Annotated in this window: 22 protein-coding genes; 12 read left to right on the forward strand and 10 right to left on the reverse strand. The window is 66.5% G+C overall.

What is annotated here, in order from left to right:
- Positions 1 to 89 precede the first annotated feature (89 nt).
- From gshB to rsmI, 3 genes are read right to left on the reverse strand one after another with little or no spacing between them, the layout of a single operon-like run.
- Positions 90 to 1,031, reverse strand: coding sequence for a glutathione synthase (gene gshB / locus ACQR1H_RS20275; RefSeq protein WP_315805601.1), 942 nt, complete (start codon positions 1,029 to 1,031; stop codon positions 90 to 92).
- A gap of 33 nt (positions 1,032 to 1,064) precedes the next feature.
- Positions 1,065 to 1,475 carry a YraN family protein gene (locus ACQR1H_RS20280; RefSeq protein WP_434908093.1) on the reverse strand — a complete coding sequence of 137 codons (411 nt, stop codon included), beginning with the start codon at positions 1,473 to 1,475 and terminating at the stop codon, positions 1,065 to 1,067.
- The gene (gene rsmI / locus ACQR1H_RS20285; protein ID WP_434908094.1) at positions 1,462 to 2,421 is read right to left on the reverse strand and encodes a 16S rRNA (cytidine(1402)-2'-O)-methyltransferase; all 960 of its coding nucleotides are present in this window, start codon (positions 2,419 to 2,421) and stop codon (positions 1,462 to 1,464) included. The genes ACQR1H_RS20280 and rsmI overlap by 14 nt, the downstream gene beginning before the upstream one ends.
- 304 nt (positions 2,422 to 2,725) lie before the next feature.
- On the opposite strand from rsmI, the gene ACQR1H_RS20290 reads away from it, so the two are divergent.
- Positions 2,726 to 3,934 carry a penicillin-binding protein activator gene (locus tag ACQR1H_RS20290; RefSeq protein WP_316239399.1) on the forward strand — a complete coding sequence of 403 codons (1,209 nt, stop codon included), beginning with the start codon at positions 2,726 to 2,728 and terminating at the stop codon, positions 3,932 to 3,934.
- A 13-nt stretch (positions 3,935 to 3,947) separates the two neighbouring features.
- Here ACQR1H_RS20290 and hemW read toward each other — a convergent pair whose 3' ends face one another.
- From hemW to rph, 3 genes are read right to left on the reverse strand one after another with little or no spacing between them, the layout of a single operon-like run.
- Positions 3,948 to 5,105, reverse strand: a complete 1,158-nt coding sequence (gene hemW, locus ACQR1H_RS20295) for a radical SAM family heme chaperone HemW (RefSeq protein WP_434908095.1) — start codon at positions 5,103 to 5,105, stop codon at positions 3,948 to 3,950.
- Positions 5,092 to 5,736, reverse strand: a complete 645-nt coding sequence (gene rdgB / locus ACQR1H_RS20300; RefSeq protein ID WP_315805606.1) for an RdgB/HAM1 family non-canonical purine NTP pyrophosphatase — start codon at positions 5,734 to 5,736, stop codon at positions 5,092 to 5,094. The genes hemW and rdgB overlap by 14 nt, the downstream gene beginning before the upstream one ends.
- The gene (rph, locus tag ACQR1H_RS20305) at positions 5,733 to 6,446 is read right to left on the reverse strand and encodes a ribonuclease PH (RefSeq protein ID WP_315716822.1); all 714 of its coding nucleotides are present in this window, start codon (positions 6,444 to 6,446) and stop codon (positions 5,733 to 5,735) included. Before rph ends, rdgB begins: the two co-directional genes overlap by 4 nt.
- 174 nt (positions 6,447 to 6,620) lie before the next feature.
- Here rph and hrcA point away from each other — a divergent pair, with 174 nt between their 5' ends.
- Positions 6,621 to 7,709, forward strand: coding sequence for a heat-inducible transcriptional repressor HrcA (gene hrcA / locus ACQR1H_RS20310; protein ID WP_431337589.1), 1,089 nt, complete (start codon positions 6,621 to 6,623; stop codon positions 7,707 to 7,709).
- Between the two features lie 130 nt (positions 7,710 to 7,839).
- Positions 7,840 to 8,460: a nucleotide exchange factor GrpE gene (gene grpE / locus ACQR1H_RS20315; protein WP_315805608.1), complete on the forward strand. Its 621-nt coding sequence runs from the start codon at positions 7,840 to 7,842 to the stop codon at positions 8,458 to 8,460.
- 155 nt (positions 8,461 to 8,615) lie between these two features.
- On the opposite strand, the gene ACQR1H_RS20320 is transcribed toward grpE, so the two are convergent.
- Together ACQR1H_RS20320 and ACQR1H_RS20325 are read right to left on the reverse strand one after the other, a co-directional pair.
- On the reverse strand, positions 8,616 to 9,551 hold the full coding sequence (locus ACQR1H_RS20320) for a hypothetical protein (protein WP_434882256.1): 936 nt from the start codon (positions 9,549 to 9,551) through the stop codon (positions 8,616 to 8,618).
- Positions 9,552 to 9,749: 198 nt separating this feature from the next.
- On the reverse strand, positions 9,750 to 11,258 hold the full coding sequence (locus ACQR1H_RS20325) for a hypothetical protein (protein ID WP_434891511.1): 1,509 nt from the start codon (positions 11,256 to 11,258) through the stop codon (positions 9,750 to 9,752).
- A 354-nt stretch (positions 11,259 to 11,612) separates the two neighbouring features.
- Between ACQR1H_RS20325 and dnaK the strand changes: the two genes are divergently transcribed.
- The 9 genes from dnaK (at position 11,613) to ACQR1H_RS20370 (ending at position 20,926) form a co-directional block, all read left to right on the forward strand.
- Complete coding sequence (gene dnaK / locus ACQR1H_RS20330; RefSeq protein ID WP_315805611.1) at positions 11,613 to 13,508, forward strand: molecular chaperone DnaK; 1,896 nt, start codon at positions 11,613 to 11,615, stop codon at positions 13,506 to 13,508.
- A 145-nt stretch (positions 13,509 to 13,653) separates the two neighbouring features.
- Complete coding sequence (gene dnaJ / locus ACQR1H_RS20335) at positions 13,654 to 14,784, forward strand: molecular chaperone DnaJ (RefSeq protein WP_434846116.1); 1,131 nt, start codon at positions 13,654 to 13,656, stop codon at positions 14,782 to 14,784.
- Positions 14,785 to 15,026: 242 nt separating this feature from the next.
- Positions 15,027 to 15,629, forward strand: coding sequence for a class I SAM-dependent methyltransferase (locus ACQR1H_RS20340; protein WP_315805613.1), 603 nt, complete (start codon positions 15,027 to 15,029; stop codon positions 15,627 to 15,629).
- Positions 15,630 to 15,674: 45 nt separating this feature from the next.
- Positions 15,675 to 16,253, forward strand: coding sequence for an NADPH-dependent FMN reductase (locus ACQR1H_RS20345; protein WP_434908096.1), 579 nt, complete (start codon positions 15,675 to 15,677; stop codon positions 16,251 to 16,253).
- A 6-nt stretch (positions 16,254 to 16,259) separates the two neighbouring features.
- On the forward strand, positions 16,260 to 16,991 hold the full coding sequence (pyrF, locus tag ACQR1H_RS20350) for an orotidine-5'-phosphate decarboxylase (protein WP_315805615.1): 732 nt from the start codon (positions 16,260 to 16,262) through the stop codon (positions 16,989 to 16,991).
- Positions 16,992 to 17,024: 33 nt separating this feature from the next.
- The gene (locus tag ACQR1H_RS20355) at positions 17,025 to 17,327 is read left to right on the forward strand and encodes a DUF1330 domain-containing protein (protein WP_172113622.1); all 303 of its coding nucleotides are present in this window, start codon (positions 17,025 to 17,027) and stop codon (positions 17,325 to 17,327) included.
- A gap of 94 nt (positions 17,328 to 17,421) precedes the next feature.
- Positions 17,422 to 18,240 carry a 4-hydroxy-tetrahydrodipicolinate reductase gene (gene dapB / locus ACQR1H_RS20360; protein ID WP_434908097.1) on the forward strand — a complete coding sequence of 273 codons (819 nt, stop codon included), beginning with the start codon at positions 17,422 to 17,424 and terminating at the stop codon, positions 18,238 to 18,240.
- A gap of 24 nt (positions 18,241 to 18,264) precedes the next feature.
- Entirely contained in the window at positions 18,265 to 18,888 is a 624-nt protein-coding gene (locus ACQR1H_RS20365; protein WP_434908098.1) for a 2,3-bisphosphoglycerate-dependent phosphoglycerate mutase, read from the forward strand.
- A gap of 1,183 nt (positions 18,889 to 20,071) precedes the next feature.
- Entirely contained in the window at positions 20,072 to 20,926 is an 855-nt protein-coding gene (locus ACQR1H_RS20370; protein ID WP_434908099.1) for a DUF3800 domain-containing protein, read from the forward strand.
- 173 nt (positions 20,927 to 21,099) lie between these two features.
- On the opposite strand, the gene ACQR1H_RS20375 is transcribed toward ACQR1H_RS20370, so the two are convergent.
- Positions 21,100 to 21,999, reverse strand: a complete 900-nt coding sequence (locus ACQR1H_RS20375; RefSeq protein WP_434908100.1) for a methylated-DNA--[protein]-cysteine S-methyltransferase — start codon at positions 21,997 to 21,999, stop codon at positions 21,100 to 21,102.
- A 493-nt stretch (positions 22,000 to 22,492) separates the two neighbouring features.
- Positions 22,493 to 23,026, reverse strand: a complete 534-nt coding sequence (locus ACQR1H_RS20380; RefSeq protein ID WP_434908101.1) for a DUF2244 domain-containing protein — start codon at positions 23,024 to 23,026, stop codon at positions 22,493 to 22,495.
- Positions 23,027 to 23,034 lie beyond the last annotated feature (8 nt).

The following is a 23,034-nucleotide window of genomic DNA, read 5'->3' on the forward strand; positions in this document are numbered from 1 at the left end:
GCCGATGTGAGCGATTCCGCCTCGCCTCTGACGCATCGGACTGATCGCGTTGGTTGGCCTTATCCCCAGCGAAGTGGGACGGCGCTTGATCAGCGCCGTTTGCTCTCGATGACGTCCCATACGCGGGCCGCGATGTCGGGTCCGCCGAGCCGCGAGATCGCGCGGATGCCGGTCGGCGAGGTCACGTTGATCTCGGTGAGGTTGCCGTCGATCACGTCGATGCCGACCAGCAATAGCCCGCGCGCGCGCAACTCCGGACCCAGCGTATCGCAGATCTCGCGCTCGCGGGCGCTGAGATCGGTGGCCTGCGCGGCGCCGCCGCGCACCATGTTGGAGCGCAGATCGTCGGCCGCCGGCACGCGGTTGACGGCGCCGGCGAACTCGCCGTCGACCAGGATGATGCGCTTGTCGCCATGCTTCACCTCGGGGAGAAAGCGCTGGATCACCCAGGGCTCCTTGAACGTCACCGAGAACATGTCGAACAGCGAGCCGAAATTCATGTCCTGCGGCATGACGCGGAACACCGCCGCGCCGCCATGGCCATGCAGCGGCTTCATCACCACGGCGCCGTGCTGATCGCGGAAGGCGTTGATCTCGTCGAGGTCGCGCGAAATCAAAGTCGGCGGCATCAGTTGCGGGAAGTTCATCACGAACAGCTTTTCCGGCGCGTTGCGCACGCTCGCGGGATCATTGACCACCAGCGTCTTCGGATGGATGCGCTCGAGGAAATGCGTCGAGGTGATGTAGGCGAGATCGAACGGCGGATCCTGGCGCAGGAGCACGACGTCGAACGAGGTCAGCGCGGTCGGCTTCGGTTCGCCGAGCGTGAAGTGGTCGCCGACCTGGTCGCGCACCGTCAGCGCCTGCACCGGCGCATACAGCTCCTCGCCGCGCAGCGACAGCTTGTCCGGCGTGTAATAGCACAGGCCATGGCCGCGCCGCTGCGCTTCGAGCAGCATCGCGAAGGTCGAGTCGCCGCGGATGTTGATGCGCGCGATCGGGTCCATCTGGACGGCGACATTCAGTTTCATGGGCAGGTCCCTGCTCTCTGCAGTCGGGTCATGTCAGGTGCTGGCGTCGAAGGCCGCCATCAGATGGCGCGGCAGGCTGCGCGGCGCAACCAGAATCGCGTCGAAGCGCAGCTCCAATTCGGCATGGTCGGGATGCGCCATCAGCCACGCCTGCGCGGCATTGATGATGCGCTGCTGCTGGCGCGGCGTCACCGCATAGGCGGCATCGTCGAGCGAGGCGCGCGCCTTGACCTCGACGAACGCCACGAGGCCGCGCTTGCGCGCGATGATGTCGATCTCGCCATGCGGCGTGCGGAAGCGCTTGGCGAGGATGCGATAGCCCTTGGCGATCAGCAGCGCTGCCGCGCGGGCCTCCGCCGATAGTCCGGTGCGAAAGGCGGCGACGCGCTCCGGCGCAGCCGTCTTGGCCGGCTTGTCGGCGGACGCGCGCTCAGTCTTCGCCATCGGCCGACCCTGACCGCGCGTCCTTCGCCAGCTCGAGCGCGCGCGCATAGACTTCGCGGCGCGGCCGGCCGGAGAGCTCGACCGCATGCATGACGGCATCCTTGACGCTCGATCGTTGCAGCAGATCCTTCAGCACGGCGTCGAGGGCATCCGCCGTCAACACGCCGGCGCCGCGTGGCGGCGGACCGATCACCAGCACGAACTCGCCGCGGGTTTCGAGATCGCCGGCCGCTGCAGCGAGATCGCCGGTGGCGCCGCGCAGCACCTCCTCGTGCAGCTTGGTGAGCTCGCGGCAGATCGCGGCTTGGCGGCCAGCCATGGCCTCGGCGAGATCAGCCAGCGTCTCCTGAACCCGGCTGCCGGCCTCGAACAGCACCAGCGTCGCGTCGATGCGCGCGAGCTCGGCCAGCCGCGCGCGCCGCGCCTGCTGCCTGGCCGGCAGGAACCCCTCGAAGAAGAAGCGGTCGGTCGGCAACGCCGCGACGCTGAGCGCCGCGAGCACTGCGGAGGGGCCCGGCAGCGCGGTGACGGCATACCCGGCCGCACACGCCTCGCGCACCAGCTTGTAGCCGGGGTCGGAGATCAGCGGCGTGCCGGCGTCGGACACCAGCGCGATGGTCGTGCCTTCGGCGAGGCGCTGCAGAATCCTGGGCCTGACGGCTTCGGCATTGTGCTCGTGATAGGCTGCGAGTTCCGCGGCCAGGCCATAACGCTCGGTCAGGCGTCGCGTGATTCGGGTGTCCTCGCACAAGATGAGATCGGCGCCGGCCAGGGTTTCCAGCGCGCGCAGCGTGATGTCGCCGAGATTGCCGATCGGCGTCGCCACCAGATGCAATCCAGGCCGGGCCTTGGGCGCCACAACGATCTGCCCCGCCACCAGATAGGTCGACGTGGTGGAAGATTTGCCGTCGTCCGGCGACGTCTTGGGGATTGCCTTCGCGCCCATCGAGGTAATTTAAAGGGCCTGCCGCGGGATTGCCACAGGGGAACAGCCGCGCGGCGATTTGAAGTTCCGGGATCGGCATCGCCGCGTCGCCATTCATCGCCGATTCAAGTCCGAAACGGCACATCGATGGGGGTGTGGACGAGCAGGGGATAGGCCGTGCAAAACGTCGAATTGATCGGCGGTGTGGCGCTGACAGCCTTTTGTTTTGCTTAACTATTCGTCGACAATATGAGTGAATCGGCACGGCCTTGCGGACGTGCGTTTGGGGAACTTCTGGCCGGTCTCGGCCGAACGAAGAGATGCCATGGTGGGCCCGCGTCATCCCAACTCTCTCGGTCCGGGACCCCATGGGGTCGCCCGGCGAACGGCGCTGGGCCTGATCGTCGGCGCGCCGCTGCTGTCGGCGTGCTCCAACGTGCAGCAGGGCTTCAATCCGTTCGAGCAGCCGACGGCGCCGGCCGGACCGCCGCAGCAGCCGGCGGTGGCCGGCAACGGCCAGGTCAAGGTCGGGCTGATTCTGCCGCTGTCGGCGTCGGGCAATGCCGGCGTCGCCGCGCAATCGATGAAGAACGCGGCCGAGATGGCGCTGGCCGAGTTTCAGAACCCCAACATCCAGCTCCTGATCAAGGATGACGCCGGCAGCCCGCAAGGCGCGCAGCAGGGCGCGCAACAGGCCTGCGACGAAGGCGCCGAGATCATCCTCGGCCCGCTGTTCGCCGGCTCGGTGCCGGCGACGGCCCAGGTGGCGCGCACGCGCAACATCTCAGTGATCGCCTTCTCGACCGATTCGAGCGTGGCGGGGCGCGGCGTCTATCTGCTCAGCTTCCTGCCCGAGTCCGATGCGAGCCGCATCGTCGAATATTCGGCCAGCGTCGGCAAACGCTCGTTCGCGGCGCTGCTGCCCGACAATGCCTATGGCACCGTCGTCGAGGGGGCGTTCAAGACTGCGGTCAGCCGCCGCGGCGGACGCATCGTGGCATTCGAGAAATATTCCGGCGACCGCACCGGGCCGGCGCGCACGGTGGCGCAGGCGCTCGGCGGCGCCGATGCGCTGCTGCTGGCCGACGACGGCGAATCGGTCGCGGCGACGGCCGATGCGCTGACCGCTGCCGGCGCCAATCTGCGCAACATCCAGCTGCTCGGCACCGGGCTGTGGGACAATCCGCGCGTCTATGCCAGCGCCAGCCTGCAGGGCGGCCTCTATGCCGCGCCGGATCCGTCCGGCTTCCGCGCTTTCGCCGGACGCTACCGGACGCGATTCGGCGGCGATCCCGTACGCACCGCGACCCTCGCCTATGATGCGGTGGCGCTCGTGGCCGCGCTGGCGCGCACCCAGGGCAACCAGCGTTTCGCGCCCGATGTCCTGACCAATGCCTCCGGCTTCGCCGGCATCGACGGCCTGTTCCGGTTCCGCAGCGACGGCACCAATGAGCGCGGGCTTGCCGTGATGCGTGTCGGTTCGGGGGGCGGACAGACCGTCGCCGGCGCGCCGAAGAGCTTCAGCGCGACGTGAGTCGCAGCACGTCTCAGGCGGCGAGGTCAGCGACGACCGCGTCGAGCACCGGAAAGCCGTCCTGGGTCACGCGCAGCCGTCCATCCGGATCGACCGCGATGGCCCCCTCCTCGCGCAGCAGCGCGATGCGGCGCGGATCGAGCGTGCGGCCGGAGATCCTCGCGTAGCGCTGCGGGTCGATGCCCTCGGCCAGTCGCAGCCCCATCAGCAGGAATTCGTCGGCGCGCTCCTCGCGATTGAGCTCGTCGTCGGTCATCACACCGTGACCGTTGGACTCGACCCGCATCAGCCAGGCCTCGGGCCGCTTGTCGGTTGCGGTCGCGTGTCTGATGCCGCCGATGTCGAGACGGCCATGGGCGCCGGGACCGATGCCGGCATATTCCTGGCCACGCCAATAGAGCAGGTTGTGCCGGCACTCCGCGCCCGGGCGGGCATGATTGGAGATCTCGTAGGCCGGCAGTCCGTGACGGCCACAGATCTCCTGCGTGACGTCGTACAATGTGCGCGCCAGGCCTTCATCCGGCGTCTTCAGCTTGCCCGCGGCATGCAGGCCGAAGAACGGCGTGCCTTCCTCGATCGTCAGTTGATACAGCGACAAATGCTCGGCCGCCTCGCCGATCGCGCGCGTCAGCTCCTCGGTCCACATCGCCGGCGTCTGGTCGGGCCGGGCATAGATCAGATCGAACGAATAGCGCTCGAAGGCATTGCGCGCGATCGCCACCGCCTTCATCGCCTCCTCGGCCGTGTGCAGTCGGCCCAGCATCTTGAGCGACGCATCGTCCATCGCCTGGACGCCGAGCGAGACGCGGTTGACGCCGGCGGCGCGATAGCCGGCAAAGCGCGTCGCCTCGACGCTGGTCGGATTGGCTTCGAGCGACACCTCGACGTCAGCGGCGACATGCCAGTGCTTTCCGATCGCGTCGAGAATGGCGCCGACGGTCTGCGGCTGCATCAGCGACGGCGTGCCGCCGCCGAGAAAGATCGAGCTGACGGTGCGCGGCCCAATGCGGGCGGCGGTGGTCGCGATCTCCTGGGCGAAGGCGCGGGCGTAGCGCTCCTGGTCGATGGCCGCGTGCCGGACGTGGCTGTTGAAGTCGCAATACGGACATTTCGACAGGCAGAACGGCCAGTGCACATAGACGCCGAACGCTTCGCTGTCAGCGCTGGTCAAGGCAGATCTCCGCGAGCTTCACGAAGGCGCGCGCCCGGTGCGACAGGCCGAGGCCGAGCGGCGGCAGGCCGTGCTTCTCGATGCTGGTCATCTCGCCGAACGTGCGATCGTGCCCTTCTGGCAGGAACATCGGGTCGTAGCCGAAGCCGGCCGTGCCGCGCGGCGGCCAGACCAGCGTGCCGTCGACCCTCGCCTCGACCTCCTCGACATGGCCGTCCGGCCATGCCACGCACAGCGCCGAGACGAAATGAGCGCCGCGCTGGTCGGCACCCGCGGCGCCGCGCTCCTGCAGCAGGCGCTCGATCCGCGTCATCGCGCCGGTGAAATCCTTGTCCGGTCCGGCCCAGCGCGCCGAATAGATCCCCGGCGCACCGTCGAGGGCGTGAACCACGATGCCGGAATCGTCGGCAAAGGCCGGAAGCTGTGCGGCCTTGGCCGCGGCGACCGCCTTGATGCGGGCGTTGGCCTGGAAGGTCTCGCCGGTCTCGTCCGGCTCGCCCAGGCCGAGATCGCCGGCCGACACCGCCTCGACGCCATGGGGGGCGAGCAGCTCGCGCATCTCGGCAAGCTTGCCGGGATTGTGGGTCGCGATGACGATGCGACCGGTGAGCCTGCGGTGCGGACCGTTCACGCGACCGCCATCTTCTGCAGGTCGACCAGCCGCGCGACGCCCTTGCGGGCGAGCGCCATCAGCGCCAGGAACTCGGCCTCGGTGAACGGCGTCTTCTCCGCCGTGCCCTGCACCTCGATGATGCGGCCGTCGCCGGTCATGACGAAATTGGCATCGGTCTCCGCCTCGGAATCCTCAGCGTAGTCGAGATCGAGCACCGGCGTGCCGTTGTAGATACCGCAGGAGATCGCGGCGACGTTGGCCCGCAGCACCTCGGTCTTGATCATGTTGCGCGACTTCATCCACTTGATGCAGTCGGCCAGCGCGACCCAGGCGCCGGTGATCGACGCCGTGCGCGTGCCGCCATCGGCCTGCAGCACGTCGCAGTCCACCGTGATCTGGCGCTCGCCGAGCGCTTCCAGGTCGATCGCGGTGCGCAGCGAGCGGCCGATCAGGCGCTGGATCTCGACCGTGCGGCCGGTCTGCTTGCCGGCGGAGGCCTCGCGCCGGGTTCGCTCCAACGTGGCGCGTGGCAGCATGCCGTATTCGGCGGTGATCCAGCCGCGTCCCTGGCCCTTGAGCCAGGGCGGCAGCCGGTCCTCGAGCGTGGCGGTGACCAGCACATGGGTGTCGCCGAACTTCACCAGGCAGGAGCCCTCGGCGTATTTGACGACGCCGCGTTCCAGGCTCACGGCCCGCAGTTCATCCGGTGCACGGCGGCTCGGCCGCATGATTCTCTCCGTGAAAGAGGCGAAAGAGGGTGTTTGACGGCCTTGTAGGAGCCGCGACCGGCAGCGGCAAGGGTTTATCAAGGGCCCGTCGCTCCCGGAGCCCCCTCCTCATGACCGGCTTGCCACCGAGCCGCCGCATGGACACATTATAGGCAGCTGGGAGGAGTGCATCTGGTGGCCCACCACGATCCGATCAACCTGATGACACCGCCGGCCGGTCTGGCGCAGCTGAACGAGCGCTCGCGCGAGATCTTCCGGCAGATCGTCGAAAGCTATCTGGCGACCGGCGAGCCGGTCGGCTCGCGCAACATTTCGCGGCTGATCGCGGTTCCGCTGTCGCCGGCCTCTGTGCGCAACGTCATGGCCGATCTCGAGCAGCTCGGCCTGATCTACGCGCCGCACACCTCGGCCGGCCGGCTGCCAACCGAAGCCGGCCTGCGCTTCTTCGTCGACGCCCTGATGCAGGTCGGCGACATGACGGAGGCCGAGCGGCAGTCGATCCAGAGCCAGCTCGCGGCCGTCGGCCGGGCGCAATCGGTCGAGGCGGCGCTGGATGAAGCGCTGACCCGGCTGTCGGGTCTGACCCGTGCCGCTGCCGTGGTTCTGACCGCCAAATCCAACACCCGGCTGAAGCACATCGAGTTCGTCAGGCTCGAGCCCGAGCGCGCGCTCGTCGTTCTGGTCGGCGAGGACGGACAGGTCGAGAACCGGGTCCTGACCCTGCCGCCGGGCGTGCCGTCCTCGGCATTGACCGAGGCGTCCAATTTCCTCAACGCCCGGATCAGAGGGCGGACGCTGGCGGAAGCGCGGCTCGAGCTCGAGACCGCGCTGGCGCACGACCGTGCCGAGCTCGACCAGCTGACGCAGAAGGTGATCGCCGCCGGCGTCGCGAGCTGGTCCGGCGGCGACAGCGACGAGCGGCAGCTCATCGTGCGCGGCCACGCCAACCTGCTCGAGGACCTGCATGCGCTCGAAGATCTCGAGCGTGTCCGGCGGCTGTTCGACGATCTCGAAACCAAGCGCGGCGTCGTCGATCTGCTCGGGCGCGCGGAGAGCGCGGAAGGTGTCCGCATCTTCATCGGCTCGGAGAACAAGCTGTTCTCGCTGTCGGGCTCGTCGACGATCGTGTCGCCCTATTCCGACGCCACGGGTCGCATCGTCGGCGTGCTCGGCGTCATCGGTCCGACCCGGCTCAACTATGCCCGGGTGATTCCGACGGTCGATTATGCCGCGCGCCTGGTCAGCCGGCTGCTGGGTGGCTGATGCGTGAGATGGTTAATCCGCGGACGGCGTCTCCGGCGGGCCGGTCAGGCTGCGCTTGATTTTCGACGCTCAAAGCACGATATCCCGCCCCATATCCCCAAACCCGTCAGCCGAACTTGCGAGTCTGTCCATGACCGATCCCGACCTGCATAAGAATGATCCGGAAAACCCGGCGCAGGCCAGCGAACCCGTCGTCTCCAAGCCCTACATCATGCCCGATGATCCTGAGGCCGGCTCGGCAGAGGCCCTTGCCAAGGAGGCGGCCGACGCGCGCGACAAGATGCTGCGCACGCTGGCGGAGATGGAGAATCTGCGCAAGCGGACCGCCCGCGAGGTCGCCGATGCGCGCATGTACGGCATCACCGGCTTCGCCCGTGACGTGCTCGACATCGCCGACAATCTGCAGCGCGCGCTCGATGCCGTGCCGGCGGAGACGCGCGACAATGCCGATGCGGGCCTGAAGTCGCTGATCGAGGGCGTCGAGCTCACCGAGCGTTCGCTGCTCAACACGCTGGAGAAGAACGGCGTCAAGAAGTTCGATCCGACCGGGCAGAAGTTCGACCCCAATTTCCAGCAGGCGATGTACGAGGTGCCGGATCCGTCGGTGCCGTCCGGCACGGTGGTGCAGGTCGTGCAGGCCGGCTTTATGATCGGCGAGCGCGTGCTGCGCCCCGCTTTGGTCGGCGTGTCCAAGGGCGGCGCCAAGGCGGCGCCCGCGGCGAGCAACGATCAGTCGAACAGCGCCGCCTGACGGCGAGCACGGGCACGCATTCTGCGGCCGTCCTGTTGTCGAACGAAGAAGCCACGGGCAGCGATGCCCGTGGCTTCTTGTTTGTCGGCGCGACCTTGTAGTTCGTCTCGCGGCGAGCAGCCGGCGTGATCACGCCGTCCGATGCCGGGCTGGTCTCAGCCTCTTGGCTGGATGCCGTCGCGGACGGCACGGAACCGCGGGAAGGCCGCCGACCACTGGTCGCGCGGCGCGCTGCCGATGATCCGCAACGTGTTCGGCCCGCCGAAGCGCAGCCACTGCACCACCGTCACCGGCGTATTGTCCTTGCCGCTGGTGGCGTCGATCCGGGTCTCATAGGCCGGCTGGCCGTCGATGCGGATCGGCTCGGACATCGTGATGCGCGCTTCGCGGACGCCCGGAATGGTAGTGGCCGCCTGCTGCGCCACGCGCGCGCGGTCGCCCGCCTCCGGGGCCACGCCGGCCACCAGCCCGATCACCACGAAGGGCGCGGCCTCGAATCCCTTGTCCTCCTCGCCGTCGGCGAGGATCAGGGCGCCCGGCCCGAGCGTGCGGATGGTCTTGAACCCGGAGAGGTCGGTGACCTTGAACGGCATCATCGCGAGCTGCTCGTCGACCGGAACGTCCTTGCGGACGACGGCGGAGGCGAACATCTGGCGCACGGCATCGTCGGTGTAGATCCGGCTCGCGGTCTCCGGGATCTGCACGGCCACGTAGCCGGAGAAGCCGTTGCCGGGCAGGATCATCGAGTATCGCCGCACCGGCGTGGTGCCATCGCGGCCGTTCTCGACGGTATAGTAGGCGGTGCCGGCGGCGGTCTCGATGCTCTCCGGCTTGACGCTGCCGGTCCCGGCGGGATTGGCGGTAAACGCGTTCTTCACCTCGCCATAGGCGGCGGCGGGCAGTTCGGTCAGCAGCACCTTCACGCTCTGGTCCTCGGTTTCGAAGCCGGAGAACGTCTTGGCCTTGGCGAGCCCGACCAGCGGTGCGAGCCCGATGCGGACGCCGGGCGGAAATACGGCGTCAGTGGCCCATGCGGGGTGCAGCAGCGAGATCAGCAGGGTGGCCGCGGTGAAGAGTCGAACGATCATCATCAAACATTGCCTCGTTGACCGGGGCCGCGCGCCGAGGCGGTCGGGGGTCCTCGCCAGCGTGGTCTTCGGCGGGCACGCTTTTAGCGGCTTTGCGCCCCCCGCAACAGGCCGGGCGCGCGGTTTTGATCGCCTGCGGCGGTCGGCGCGCTCCGGCGGGGCACATTTTGCCTCAAAAGGCGGATTCAGGATGGTGCAGCGCTAGCCGCGCTTCAGGATTTCGACGCCGTCGACGGTCTGTACCAGCACATAGGGCGCGAGCAGGGCCCTGAGCTCGGGGTCGGAACGCGCCCAATCGCCCCAGTCGCTGTTCTGATTGTCGATCAGGACGACGTCGGGCGGCTGCTTCCGGAAGTCGGCGATGATCCCGGCGCGTTCGCGTTCCACATAGGGCGCGAGCCGCTGCGCCGTCTGTGAATCGATGGTTCCGTCCTGTTGCGATCGGCGGACGATTTCCCGGACCCAGAACGCCTCCTGGCGCGAGATCCAGGTGCCACCGAGGGTCCGCACCATCGGATGGCCGATGACTGCGGCCGCGCTGAGCACCAGCATGCTCGGGCGCGGTCCGAGCCGCGCCACCTGGGCTTCGATCTGCCGGACGTCGACGCTGCCATTGAACCAGAGGCAGGTCTGCACGAACAGCACGGCGCCGGCGAGAGCGGTGGCGACCTGCGGCCAGCGCCGCATGTCGCGACTGGTGTCGATCGCCGACACGGCGAGGCCGGCGGCGAGCAACGCCAGCGCGACCATGGGGTAGGCGTGATAGCCCCAGCCCTTCTGCTGCGCGACGAACGACACCAGGAATCCGAGCGATCCGGCCAGCGTGGTGAAAGACGCCGCGTCGCGCGCGTGCTGCCGGCGTTGGAGGAGGAGGATGATGATCGCCGCCGCAAGCCACAGGCCCATCGGCAGGGTCACGAGGATGGTCGGCACCGGCGCCTTCAGGAGCAGATAGACGTCGCGGACCAGCGGGTAGATGAGCGTGAAATATTCGGGAAAGAACAGGTAGATACAGGCCGCGTTGAGCAGCACCAGCGCCGCGGCGATCCAGTTCTCCAGCGCGAACAGCACGCGCCAGTCGCGCGCCTGCGCGGCGGCGGCGAGAATGCAGAAGCCGGCGCTGAAGGCGAAATAGGGCTTGAAGCTCATCGTGAGGCCGGCGCTGAGCCCGGCGATGAGCACGGCAGCCGGGCCCACCCGCTCGCCCCTGGCGCGCAGGATGTACACCGCGATCGCCGGCAGGATCGTGATCAGGGCCAGGTGTTCCCGCTGGCCGAAATCATACATCGGCGCGATCAGGAGCAGGGCGGCCGTCCACGCCGCCAGCCAACCGTCGGCGAGGCGATGGCGCAGCGCCGATGTCCGCAGCACCAGCCACACCAGCGTCAGGGATGCCGCGGCCAGCGCGAAGATCAGGATGTTCGTCGCCAATTCGGGCCTGAGATGGATCGCACGCGCCAGCGCGACGGCCAGCAGATAGACCGATCCGGCCATCGGCGGATTGGTCTCGAGGATGTCGACGTAGAGCCGCTGGCCATCGAGCATGCGCTCGCTGACGAGGAGCCACCAGCTGACATCGACATTGAGGGGAAGGGTGTATCGCAGCCACGCCGCTGCAACCACGATGGCGCAGATCAGCAGTCCGGGGAACGTGGCCTGGCCGGCTTCGCGCGCACGCTGCGGAAAGCCCCAATCGGTGTCGATGACCATGCCTCATTCCCGTCCCAGGAGTGCGGCAGGCTAGGGCCCGTGGGTTAACAACGCATTTCGGTCATCGGGGCAGATCCGGAGTACCGGATTCGTTGCTCCCTGCCCGCGATCGCACCCTCCCGTTTAGGGCGCTGCCAAGGTCGATTGGCCCTTCTTGATGACTCCGCGAGGTCGTTCGGCGAGGGCCGTGATTTTCGTGGGGTCGAACCCCTGGTCCGGTCCTTGCGGGCCACTCCCCCCCTCCTATATGACGCTCATCGTCGCAATATCGCGAGCATTTGATCTGAGGGGGTTTTGGATGGGGGCGCCGTCAGGGCCCCACCCAACCTGCCGCAAAAAGAAGGATATGAGACCATGGGAAAGGTCATCGGGATCGATCTCGGCACCACGAATTCGTGCGTGGCCGTTATGGACGGCAAAACGTCGAAGGTCATCGAGAACGCCGAGGGCATGCGCACCACGCCGTCGATCGTCGCCTTCAGTGACGACGGCGAACGTCTGGTCGGCCAGCCGGCCAAGCGTCAGGCCGTGACCAACCCCGAGCGCACCTTCTTTGCGGTCAAGCGCCTCATCGGCCGCCGCTATGATGACCCGATGGTCGAGAAGGACAAGAAGCTCGTCCCCTACAAGATCGTCAAGGCCGGCAACGGCGACGCCTGGGTCGAGGCCGACGGCAAGACCTATTCGCCCTCGCAGGTCTCCGCCTTCATCCTGCAGAAGATGAAGGAGACCGCGGAAGCCCATCTCGGCCAGAAGGTCGACCAGGCCGTCATCACCGTCCCCGCTTATTTCAACGACGCCCAGCGTCAGGCCACCAAGGACGCCGGCAAGATCGCGGGCCTCGAGGTTCTGCGCATCATCAACGAGCCGACCGCGGCGGCGCTCGCCTACGGCCTCGACAAGACCAAGGCCGGCACGATCGCCGTGTACGACCTCGGCGGCGGCACCTTCGACGTCTCCATTCTTGAAATCGGCGACGGCGTGTTCGAGGTGAAGTCGACCAACGGCGACACCTTCCTCGGCGGTGAAGACTTCGACATGCGTCTGGTCAGCTACCTCGCCGACGAATTCCAGAAGGAGCAGGGCATCAACCTGCGCAACGACAAGCTCGCTCTGCAGCGCCTCAAGGAAGCGGCCGAGAAGGCCAAGATCGAGCTGTCGTCGACCACGCAGACCGAGATCAACCTGCCCTTCATCACCGCGGACCAGTCCGGTCCGAAGCATCTGACGATGAAGCTGACCCGCGCCAAGTTCGAGGCGCTGGTGGCCGACCTCGTCGAGAAGACCATCGAGCCGTGCCGCAAGGCGCTGAAGGATGCCGGCCTGACCGCCGGCGAGATCGGCGAAGTGGTGCTGGTCGGCGGCATGACCCGCATGCCGAAGATCCAGGAGATGGTGAAGCAGTTCTTCGGCAAGGAGCCGCACAAGGGCGTCAACCCCGACGAGGTGGTGGCGATCGGTGCCGCGATCCAGGCCGGCGTGCTGCAGGGCGACGTCAAGGACGTGCTGCTGCTCGACGTGACCCCGCTCTCGCTGGGCATCGAGACCCTGGGCGGCGTGTTCACCCGCATCATCGACCGCAACACCACGATCCCGACCAAGAAGAGCCAGGTGTTCTCGACCGCCGAGGACAATCAGAACGCGGTCACCATCCGGGTCTTCCAGGGTGAGCGCGAGATGGCGGCCGACAACAAGATGCTCGGCCAGTTCGACCTGATGGGCATTCCGCCGGCCCCGCGCGGCATGCCGCAGATCGAGGTGACGTTCGACATCGACGCCAACGGCATCGTCAACGTCTCGGCCAAGGACAAGGCCACCGGCAAGGAGCAGCAGATCCGCATCCAGGCCTCGGGTGGCCTGTCGGAAGCCGACATCGACAAGATGGTCAAGGACGCCGAGGCGAATGCTGCGGCGGACAAGAAGCGCCGCGAGGCGGTCGACGCCAAGAACCATGCCGACGCGCTGGTGCACTCCACCGAGAAGGCGCTGGCCGAGCATGGCTCGAAGGTCGCCGACACCGAGCGCCGCGCCATCGAGGATGCCGTCAGCGACCTCAAGGAAGCGCTGAAGGGCGACGATGCCGAGGCGATCAAGGCCAAGACCAACACGCTGGCCCAGGCGTCGATGAAGCTCGGCGAGGCGATGTACAAGCAGCAGGCCGAGAGCGATGCGGCCCGCGACGCCGCCAAGGATGACGTGGTCGACGCGGAGTTCACCGAGGTCGACGACGACAAGAAGAAATCTGCTTAACTGAGGCAGAGGTAGTGACCATGGCCCCCATGCCAAAGAGCGCTTTCAGCGGCTCGTTGGATGGGGGTCATTTTCATTGACCCGGAACGCGCGCGGCGATCGCGCCAGCCGTTCCTGTTGGGCGAAGTTCGGGCGGGTTTGATTGATGTCCACCAAGCGCTGCTACTACGAGACCCTGGAAGTCGAACGCGACGCCGACGAGGGCAAGCTCAAGGCCGCCTTCCGCAAGCTGGCCATGAAGTGGCATCCGGACAAGAATCCGGGCGATGCCTCCAGCGAAGTGAAATTCAAGGAAATCAACGAGGCCTATGAGGTGCTGCGCGACGCCGACAAGCGCGCCGCCTACGACCGCTATGGCCACGCCGCGTTCGAGCAGGGCGGCATGGGCGGAGCGCACGGCTTCGGCGCCGGCTTTGCTTCGTCGTTCTCCGACATCTTCGAAGACCTGTTCGGCATGGCCGGCCAGCGGCGCGGCGGGACCGGGCGCGAGCGCGGCGCCGACCTGCGCTACAACATGGAAATCACCCTGGAAGAGGCGTTCCAGGGCAAGACTGCACAGATCGAGATTCCGGTCTCGGTGACCTGCGAGTCCTGCTCCGGCACCGGTGCCAAGGCCGGCACCAAGCCGAAGACCTGCGCGATGTGCGGCGGCGCCGGCCGCGTCCGGCAGGCCCAAGGCTTCTTCACCCTGGAGCGCACCTGCCCCGGCTGTCATGGCCGCGGCCAGATGATCGAGGACCCCTGTCCGTCCTGCTCCGGCTCCGGCCGCGTCACCCGTGACCGCACGCTGTCCGTCAACATTCCCCAGGGCGTCGAGGACGGCACCCGCATCCGTCTCGCCGGCGAGGGCGAAGCCGGCCTGCGCGGCGGACCGCCCGGCGATCTCTACATCTTCCTGTCGCTGACGGCTCACGAGTTCTTTCAGCGCGACGGCGCCGACCTGCACTGCCGCGTGCCGATCTCGATGGTGACGGCGGCGCTCGGTGGCGAGTTCGAGGTGCCGACGATCGACAAGGGCAAGACCAAGGTCAAGATTCCCGCCGGAGCGCAGTCCGGCCGCCGCTTCCGGATCGCGTCCAAGGGCATGCCGGTGCTGCGCTCGCGCCAGACCGGCGACATGTATGTCCAGATCGTGGTCGAGACGCCGCAGAACCTGACCAAGAAGCAGCAGGAGCTGCTGGCCGAGTTCGAGAAGTTGTCGTCCGGAGCGACCCAGCCCGAGGCGGCCGGCTTCTTCACCAAGGTCAAGGACTTCTTCGGCAAGGCGGCGAGCTGAGCCGTGAGTTCAAGCAAGCACGGCCTCGTGGTTTCGCCGAATGATTTCGGGATTCAGATTCAGAGGTCGAGCGAATTTGCTGCTCTGCACATGCAAAAAATTATCGAATGCAACTGTAAGAGCGCGGACCCGCCAGCCTTAATCGTACGTTACGGTTCGGCTTGACCGTCCCGCCTGCGCCCTATACGTCTTTGTGACTCTTTTCTGACATCGCCGTGAAAGCGGTCCCGTCTGGTACCGAGATGCCCCTGCAAACGTCCGTGCGTGCGTCGAAAAAGCCTCTCCGTCTGGACGACGAAGTGCGCTTCCTCCGCTCATGGATCGAAAAGCCGCTGCATATGGGCGCCGTCATGCCGTCGGGCCGGCTGCTGGCGCGGACCATGGCGCAGTACGTCGATCCGCACGGCACAGGCCCCGTCATCGAGCTTGGACCGGGCACCGGCGCGATTACCAATGCGCTGGTCGAGCGCGGCGTCGATCAGAAGCGGCTGGTGCTGGTCGAGTACAATCCGGGCTTCTGCGCGTTGCTGCGCGACCGCTACCCGCAGGCCAAGGTGGTCCAGGGCGACGCCTATCGCCTCCGCGACACACTCTGGAACGTGCTCAGCGCCCCTGCCGCCGCCGTCGTCTCCGGCCTGCCGCTCGTGACCAAGCCGATGCTGACGCGCATGAAGCTGATCCGCGATGCGTTCGCGGCGATGTCGCCGAATGCGCCGTTCGTGCAGTTCACCTATTCCGTCGTGCCGCCGATTCCGAAGTCGCTGCCCGGCGTCACCACGCAGGCCTCCGAGCGCATCTGGATGAACCTTCCGCCGGCGCGCGTCTGGGTGTATCGCAAGCCCTGACCGGCGGCCGCGATCCTTCGTGGCGGGTCGCTGACCGACCTCACGATGTCCGCGCTGAAGATCCTCATCATTCCCGGCTCGACCCGGGCCGGCTCGCACAACGCGAAGCTCGCCGCGGCCGCCGCCTATCAGTTCGTGCAGGCTGGCGCCGACATCACCCGCATCTCGCTCGCCGACTTCCCGCTGCCGATCTACGACGCCGATCTCGAGGCGCAATCGGGCATTCCGCATCACGCCGTGAATCTGACGCGCATGATCGGCGTTCATCATGCTGTGCTGCTGGTGACGCCGGAATACAACGCCTCGGTGCCGCCGCTGCTGACCAACGCCATCACCTGGATCTCGCGGGTCGACGAGCCGCCCGGCAGCCGCGGCGCGGTGTTTCGCAGCCGGCCGTTCGCGATCGCCGCCGCTTCCGAGAACCGCTTCGGCGGCATCCGCGCGCTCGCCGCGTTGCGGCTGATGCTGACCGCCTGCAATGCGACGGTGATCCCGAGCCAGCTCGCGCTGGCCTTCGCCGACAAGGCCTACAACGACATGGACCGGCTCAAACTGCCCGCCGACATCACGGCGCTCGATGCGCTGGTGCGGGAGCTGGTCGCAACAGCGCAACATACGATGTGAGGTGACATGCCGACCGAGATTGCTCCGCGCGATCGTCTGATCGTGGCGCTCGACCTGCCCGGCGTGGCCGAGGCCGAGGCGATGATCGCCAGGCTGGGCGAAGCCGTGACGTTCTACAAGATCGGCATGGAGCTGACCTATGCCGGCGGCCTCGGCCTCGCCGAGCGCCTCGCGGCCGAGGGTAAGCACGTCTTCATGGACCTCAAGCTGCACGACATCCCGACCACGGTCGAGCGCGCCACGAGGCAGATCGCCCGGCTCGGCGCCCGTTTCCTTACCGTGCATGGCTTCTCGCAGAGCATGCGAGCGGCGCTCGCCGGCGCCGCCGGCTCCAGCCTCGAGCTGCTCGCCGTCACCGTGATGACGTCCTACGATGATGCCGACCTCGCCGCCGCCGGCTACGCCATGGGCGTCAAGGAGCTCGTCGCCAGGCGCGCCGTGCAGGCCAAGGAGATCGGCATCCACGGCCTGATCCTGTCGCCCGAGGAAACGGCGCTGGTGCGTCCGCTGGTCGGGCCTGACATGCAGCTCGTGACCCCCGGGATCCGTCCGGCGGGATCCGACGTTGGCGACCAGAAGCGCATCATGACCCCGGCCCTGGCGATCGCCGGCGGCGCCGACCGCCTCGTCGTCGGGCGTCCCGTCACCGGCGCTGCCGATCCGGCTGCGGCCGCCGAGAGCATCGTCGCCGACATCGCCGGCGCCGTGGCGCTGGCCGGCAAGACCAATCGCACGTAAGCAACAGCGACCGAGAACAGGGAGACGACAGGGATGCCCAAGGCCTATTGGATCGCGCGGATCGACGTGCACAACATGGACGGCTACAAGGAGTACGTCGCGCAGAACGGCGCCGTGTTCCATCAGTACGGCGCCAAATTCCTGGTCCGTGGCGGCCAGTACGAGACCAGGGAAGGCACCTCGCGCTCGCGCAATGTCGTGATCGAGTTCAAGGACTACGCGACCGCGCTGGCGTGCTACAATTCCCCTGAATACCAGCGGCTGGTGGCGATGCGCGCGCCGCATTCGCAAGGCGACCTGGTGATCATCGAGGGCTATGATGGCCCGCAGCCCTGATCGTCGCCCGCCCCGACCACCCGCGACCTGGCCTCGCTCGGTTGCCGCCGCTATCAGCCCCGGCTATAGCCCTTGAAGGGGCGGAGGAGTTGACATGTCCAAGATGCGCTTGATCGTTGCCGGAGCCGGCGGCCGCATGGGCCGCGCCTTGGTGCGCGCGATCGCCGAGACCGACGGCGCCATGCTGGCGGGTGCGCTCGAAGCCCCCGGCTCGGAGCTGATCGGCAAGGACTCCGGCGCCCTCGCCGGCCTGCCCGCCAACGGCATCAAGCTGTCGGGCGACCTCTGGAGCATGTCCGCCGAGGCCGACGGCATCCTCGATTTCACCGTCCCGGCCGCGACCATCGCCAACGTTGCCATCGCCGCCCAGCGCGGCCTCGTTCATGTCGTCGGCACCACCGGCCTTTCGGCGTCCGACGACGCCGTCATCAAGAGCGTCACCAAGCGCGCCGTCGTCGTGCAGTCCGGCAATATGAGCCTCGGCGTCAACCTGCTGGCGGCGCTGGTCAGGCAGGTGGCGAAGTCGCTCGACGCCGGCTTCGACATCGAGATCCTCGAGATGCATCACAAGCACAAGGTCGACGCGCCCTCCGGCACGGCCCTGATGCTGGGACGCGCGGCCGCCGCCGGCCGCGGCATCGAGCTCGAGGAGCATTCGGAGCGCGGCCGCGACGGCATCACCGGCGAGCGCCGCTCTGGCGACATCGGCTTCGCCTCGCTGCGCGGCGGCACCGCGGCCGGCGATCACAGCGTCATCTTCGCCGGTCCCTCGGAGCGGCTCGTGCTGTCGCACCAGGCCGAGGACCGCATGATCTTCGCCCATGGCGCGCTCAAGGCGGCGCTGTGGGCCCATGGCAAGCCGCCGGGTTACTACACGATGGACGACGTGCTTGGCCTCAAGGACCTTTTCTAGTTCAACGTCGATGGAAGCGAACTGATGAGCGAACGTCTCCTGGTGCTGGTGCGCCACGGCCAGAGCGAGTGGAATCTGAAGAATCTGTTCACCGGCTGGAAGGATCCGGACCTGACCGAGCAGGGCGTTGCCGAGGCCAGGGAGGCCGGCCGCAAGCTGAAGGCGCAGGGGCTCGTCTTCGACGTCGCCTTCACCTCGGTGCTGACGCGCGCCCAGCACACGCTCGACCTGATCCTGACCGAGCTCGGCCAGACCGGCCTGCCGACGTCGAAAAACCTCGCCTTGAACGAGCGCGACTATGGCGACCTCTCCGGCCTCAACAAGGACGACGCCCGCGCCAGATGGGGCGAGGAGCAGGTCCACGTCTGGCGCCGCTCCTACGACGTGCCGCCGCCCGGCGGCGAGAGCCTCAAGGACACGCTGGCCCGCGCGCTGCCCTACTACGTGCAAGAAATCCTCCCCGGCGTCCTCCGCGGCCAGCGCACCCTGGTCGCCGCCCACGGCAACTCGCTCCGCGCTCTGATCATGGTGCTGGAGAAGCTGACTCCGGAAGGCATCTTGAAGCGCGAACTGGCGACGGGCGTGCCGATCATCTACCGCCTCAACGCGGATTCGACCGTGGAGTCGAAGCTGGACCTGGCGGGTTAGCAGTCGCACGCGCGACCAGTCACGGCAGTCTACGGCGCTCGCTATGAGTTGAAGCCCCACGACCGGCCGCGGCGCCGGTGCGCCCCCTCGCCCCGTTCTTACGGGGAGAGGGTTGGGGTGGGGGGCAGCCGCACCGGTAGTGCTATTGAGCGACGTCACAAAATGCCATCGAGCTTATGAGTTACTCGTCATGCCCGGGCTTGACCCGGGCATCCATCCCCTCGCGAGTCTCTTTCCAAGACGATGGATGGCCGGGTCAAGCCCGGCCATGACGGTCTGAATAACTCAACGACGACCGAGCCCTGAGATCGCGGAGTTGGCTGACGCGCTTCTCTCCACGCTCCGTATCATGCGGCCGCGATCCGTCATCTCCCCGATTCACATCTCAAACAGCACGGAACACAGCTCCGCGATCTCGCGGCGTCATCGCCCGAGTCCTGCATCGGCCATGTCCCTCCGAAAGATGAGAGGGCGGAGGGAATGCCGGGTGAAGGCCTCACCCATGGCCCGCCTGCGTAAAAAAATGCAGGCGGCAGGTACCACAGGTGCTGCCGATCATCCGGCATTCCCTGCGCGACGGTCTTCACGCTTATACGCAGTCTCCCTGGTGCGCCGGGCTTGTTGGCCACCATCCCCACGCGAAGCGAAGCTTCGTCGTGAGTTGATACCAGCGTCGGGGTATCAGGACCCTGCGACTTCACGTCCGCAATCCAACCGTTCGTCGGCGTGCCCGAAGACACGCTGCGGCAGACCGCGGCCATCGCCTCCCCGCCTCGCGTGTCGTGACGATCGCGCGCAACGCCCCTCTCGTTGAGGCGGGATGGGGAGAGAGAAACATGAATTCTGAAAAATAGCAATCTAATTCTTTTCCGAAATGCTGGTCTGCCGATACCGGGGCTCTAAGGACCCTCAATGGACCACCGCCCGGATAGCGAAGAGGTTCAGTGCCTCTCGCATCGAAGATTCGTACGGGGATGCAAGACCTAAAAGCGCACTCCACCGAATATCCCCCATATTTGGCGTGCGCTTAATAAGCCACGCAACTAATTGACCAACAAAATCAATAGGTAGACATTACGGAACATTTGGAATCAAGACGCCATGGGGAAGGATTCTGGCCGAGCTTCCTCCGGGCGCCTTCAGGTCGCCGGTAGTCGGCTTCAGCTCCAACGATCGCTTAGCTATGCCCGTAACCTTCGTTGCCTATATCGATGAATCTGGCGATACGGGACTCAATAGAGTCAAGCCGGACAGCCCTGATGGGGCCACTGAATGGCTCATCCTAAGCGCTTTCTTAGTTTCGTCAGCAAACGATTCCAATTTGGTATCTTGGGTAAAGGACGTTCAAGAGGGCATAAAAAGCAAGCGTCGAGATCTTCACTTCAACAAGCTGCTACCGTTCAAGAAGAGCATGGTATGCGCCGCTCTAGCTCAGAAGGATGCGCGGTGCTTTTCGGTTATGTCGAACAAGCAAAATATTGAACGCTACAAGAACAAGAATCTCGGAGAGGAGAAGGCGTGGCTTTATTGGTGGCTCACCCGACTGCTGCTGGAGCGTGTCACAGACTTCTGCGAACGTCTCACGCCCATAAAGCAGCGCGGTCAAGACAAACTCCGCATTGTATTTTCGAGGCGCGGAGGTCTAACCTACGAGAACTTCAAGTCCTACTTGGAGCTGCTCCGCTATCAGAGCGTGAACGGCAAGCTTCGGTTAAAGGCTGGGGATATCAAGTGGTCAATGATCGATCTAAATGAAGTCCTCGTTATGGATCATCACCATCGAGCTGGGCTTCAACTCTCCGATGTTATAGCCGGTGCGTTCTACGAAGCCGTTGAGCGCAATCGCGGTGACATCGAACACTGTGAACCCGCCTATGCGAAACAATTGGAGCCTCTCGTTGCCAAGAGCGCGAAAAACAACGCGCTCGGCTACGGCATAAAGACGATGCCAAACCTATGGAAGATGGATCTTCAGGACCAACAAAAGGCGATCTTTGAACACTTCGGCTATTCGCCGAGAGGATGGAAAAGTGGGTAGGCCCTCGGCTCCTGACCACGGCTTTTAAGGGCCGCTGCCTCACGCGATTGGAGACCCGGAGTTCTTACCGACGTTGCCTACCCGCTAAAAGTATATCAGATTTCACCAGTGAAATCAAAGTGTTGGCTAACTCGTTGAATGGAATCGCCTTTTAGTTGATTGGCCGAGGGCCCCTAACCCATCCCCACCTGCCCAGCCTCCCACCCGATCATGGCCTGCTTGCGCGTTAGCCCCCAATGATACCCCGTCAACGCCCCCGTCTTGCCCAGCGCGCGATGGCACGGGACCACGAACGAGATCGGGTTCTTGCCGACCGCCGCGCCCACCGCGCGCGAGGCCTTCGGCGACTCCAGCCGTGTCGCGATGTCCGAGTAGCAGACGGCGCGGCCCATGGGGATCTTGAGCAGGGACTCCCAGACGCGGACCTCGAAGTCGGTGCCGATCAGCACGACGCGCAGCGGCTGGTCGGGGCGCCACAGGGTCTTGTCGAAGATGCGTTGGGCGAGGCCGGCGGTGCCGGGGACGTCCTCGACATAATCGGCGCGGGGCCAGCGGCTCTTCATGTCGGCGAGCGCGGAGGCCTCCTCGCCGGGGTCGGCGAAGGCGAGGCCGGCGAGGCCGCGCGGGGTCGCCATCACCAGCGCCATGCCGAACGGGCAGGGGTGGAAGCCGTAACGGAGCGTGGTGCCGGCGCCGCCGGTCTTCCATTCGCCGGGCGACATCGCCTCGTGGGTGACGAACAGGTCGTGCAGGCGGCCGGGGCCGGATAGCCCTGAATCGAGCGCGGCGTCGAGCACGCTGGCGGAGCCCTTCAGCAGGCCCTTGGCGTGGTCGAGCGTCAGCGCCTGCATGAACGCCTTCGGCGTCAGCCCGGCCCAGCGCCGGAACAGATGGTGCAGCTCGTCCGGCGTCAGGCTGGCGGCGTCGGCCATGTCCTCGATGGTCGGCTGCCGGCGCCAATGCTCCGAGATGAACGCGATCGCGCGGCGCACCGCATCATAGTCGCGCAGCGCGGCGGATTGTTGCGGGCCCGGCTTGGCCAGGGCGGAATCGTGAATGGCGAGGGTCATCATGGTCCGGATGTAGGGCGGCCGGGGCGGGGACTCCACCCGATTTCTGATCGGAGGGCTATAGCGAGATGAGGTCCGGCGGGAGCGGCGGCGCAGGTGCACCTTGCCCCGCTCTCGTCCGCCGTAGCTCGAAGAGCGAAGGCGGATGCGGGGCGCGACGAGCTTCGCTCGCGCTGAGAGGCCGGATTGCATCGCCAGATGCAATCCGGGTGAGGGGGCTCTCCGCACGGCCGGTGGGTGGGGCGGCCCCTCACCCCAACCCTCTCCCCGTAAGAACGGGGAGAGGGAGCGCGCTGCCGCCTGGGCGAGGACTGCGACCGACGTTTTCACCGTCATTCCGGGGCAATCGTCAATGCGCGGGCGCGAAGCGGCGGCGCGTTGGCGATTGACCCCGGAATCTCGAGCTGGTTGGAAAAGAACCCAGACAAGCTCGGGATTCCCGGTTCAAGGCCTGCGGCCTTGCCCCGGAATGACGGTGCTCGTGGCAGAACAGGGGCTACAGCGGATTGTACACCGGCCCGCGTTTCGCGGCCTGCAGGCCGGCCGTCAGGGCTTTCGCAAAGCTCGCCTTTTCCTCCGGCCCCAGAAAGCTCGCGATGGCGACGCGCTGGCCGCGCGCCACCAGGTACAGGTGCTCGATGCCGAACTCCTCATGGCTCTCCGTATCGAGCCGAACCCACAGCGGGTTGAAGCGCCATTCCATGACGTGGCCCTTGTGGCTGACGCGGCGCAGGCGCAGCTCGGTCAGGGTGATCGTCACGTCCTCATAGGCGTTGGCGCGGCGGAAATTGACCTTGAAGGCCCAGTAGATCGCCAGCGCATCCAGGCCAAAGAAGCCGAGCACCGGCCAGGCGCCCATCAGCAGCGAGGCGAGGCCGCCGATGAAGCTGATGGCGCAGACCACGACCATCAGGACCAGAAAGCCGGTGCGGCCGAGCGAGCGATGCGGCGTCAGCCGGGCCGAGAACAGCTCGGGATCAGCGGCCTCGGTGCCGGTCTCCTGATACGCAAAAGCATTGCCTGGCGTCATGGGGCCTC

Source organism: Bradyrhizobium sp. HKCCYLRH2015 (genome assembly GCF_051168215.1).
Taxonomy (GTDB): Bacteria; Pseudomonadota; Alphaproteobacteria; order Rhizobiales; family Xanthobacteraceae; genus Bradyrhizobium.